Source organism: Endozoicomonas sp. SESOKO4 (assembly GCF_024606275.1).
The window spans coordinates 1-2,455 of record NZ_JAHHPS010000395.1; the positions used below are offsets into that span (position 1 = coordinate 1).

At 51.9% G+C, this 2,455-nt stretch carries 1 protein-coding gene; it reads left to right on the forward strand.

Annotated features, from left to right (window positions below):
* Window positions 1-126 precede the first annotated feature (126 nt).
* Window positions 127-2,455 (forward strand): AAA family ATPase (locus KDK16_RS07830; protein ID WP_257275455.1); only part of this gene is annotated, 2,329 nt, incomplete at its 3' end.

Sequence of the window (2,455 nt, forward strand, 5' to 3'; positions counted from 1 at the left end):
CTTCTGGAACCCCTGGCTGTTGGGCAACCTCTGTTGGTTAATGGCCAATTACAAGCCTACCCACAAACTCATGTCACCTTACTGTGGCCTGAGTCTGTGAAAGCACAGTCTTCAGTACTCGGTTCGATGATCGCCATAGGTAAACCCTGTCCTGCAGTTGACATCTGGCAAATCAATGGGACCAGATATGACATCCCACGGTCTGAGCTGCCCGAACGGGCACTTAAGTCTCTTTACGAAGCGTTTAAAAGCGTACCTCATCACTTTTGTAAGCCTCTGCCCGGAGTGACCGAAGGGTTGCTGAATAACCTGATTCTGGCTGCCCGCAGAGCACAGGCGATTGATCAGTCCCCGGAGCTCTTACCCCGCCATTGGCGCAAAGCCATCAATAGCGTCATTACCCATGGCACCCGACAGAATCCGGCAGTACGGGATTTTATGAAAGTAGCCTGTTGGCAGTTATTGCCGGACGCCTGTGAAAAGCCGGATGCTCATAAGAAGCCCGATGAGCATCAAACCGCCTGGGTAGACCCGGATTGGTTAAACGACATTATCAACTGTGCTCCGCGGCTCGATAGAGCGTTTGTGAAGCAGAACCTATGGCCACTGGCCAGAGCTTTTGACCCGGCAATCTTTAAGGGCACTGAATTTGAACTGTCCTATGAAAAACCATTTCCAGGTCGGGGTGAAAAACAAATTCTGGAAAGGCTCTGTGTCATGATTGTGGCCCATGCTCCTGAAGAACAAAGACAGGCAATGGCGAATCAGTTGGCAGTCGATCCGTCGGAAGCCAAGCCCTGTCAAACGCTGGCCATAAGGCCATCAAGACAGATTAAACGTTTGGAAGACGCACTGGCTTCTGGCTGGCAGTTACCTTTGCCACCAGGACAGACCCGATCCGATGCCATTCACTCTCTGGCCACTGATTGCTTTCATATTACCAGAGCAGCAAATGCTGACTCAGCGGGCATTGAACGCATAGTAAATCGCCTGTCTGAATCACTGGAATGGCAAGGTTCTACTGATAAACCCCTGTTAGCACTGGCTCAAGATCTTTATCACGGCAAGCTGAATCAGAAGGATCGTGAAAGCCGCCGATTATCACGACTTCATGACCGGCTGAAGGACTCTCCTGTTATCTTCCTGCAGGGTGAAACCGGCACTGGGAAAAGTTACTTTTCCGCAAGAATGGCTGAGGCTTCAGGACAGGCTTTGGTGTTGTCCCTTGGGCCTTCTGACAGCGAACAGACTCTGATGAAACGCTGGCAGTGGCAAGAGCACGACGATGGCGACCGCTCCATGGAGCAGCAAAATCGAGCGCTGATGGAATGGGCCAGGACACGGGACGAAGACAGGCACTGTGCCGGAGAAAAATACGTCACCCTGGTTCTGGATGAAGCTAACCTCGCCAACGCAGGATTGCTCGCGTCATTGAATGGCTTATGGGAATCGAAACCCTGCATTTATGTCAATGGTCATCCTGTGAATGTCAGCTCAAAACACCGGGTGATTCTCACCGGTAACCCCGATCATTATGGCGGGCGCCAGCTGGACCCGGCTCTGAAAGAGAAACTGCCCAGAGCTTACTACCCCCGCCTGGACCGGGCTTTCCTGCGGGACAGGGTAGTGGGGCCGACTCTGCTCAAACAGCTACAGCGGCATCTGCCAGACCATCAAATAACTGATATTGAAAAAAATGCCACCGAGAGTGTGATGGCGCTCTGGCAATATTACCAGGAGCTGTTGCCAGAGCATGAGTTTACCCCCAGGGACTTGACTGATATCTGTAGTTGGATGGGTTGGTATCTGGATCGTGCACTACCCGTTAACAACAGTGTTACCTATCAGCAAATAAACGGTTTAATCCAGCAAAGTTTTCGGGATGTACTGGGTTCCGAAATCAGCGAGACTCATCAGGATGCCCTGTCAGCACTGGAAATCTGGTTTGCTGCCCGTTATGACCCGGACAATACCCTGAGCAACAAAGTTCATAACCAGACTCTGCCGGATATAGAACGGACCTTCAAAACCTTCACCGAAAAAAACCGACCTGACTTTGATACTTCCGGATCGGCAGTCAGTGAGCTGGTGCAACGGCTGGGACAGGATTTAAGCCGCTGTCAGCAGGCTTATCATCTCAACAGGAAACACGACGGTCGTCAGGCGACACTGATTGAAGGCCCCGCCGGACGGGGTAAAGATGTCACTCTGAATCTGGTGATTGAAAGTGTCAAACGACAGGCTGAACAACGGGGAGAACCCATGCCGGAGGTCTTTCCCCTGAATGCCTGTGATTGTTCCTGGGACAAAGTGTCTGAAAAGATCCGGGCGGCAAAAGTGCATGGCGGCATCGTGGTCATCTCGGAAATGAATCTGATTGACAGCCAGCATCTGGAAGGCGAGTTGAACGATATTCTGGCCGGTGACGCCCACCCGGGCTTCCATCTGTTTGCCA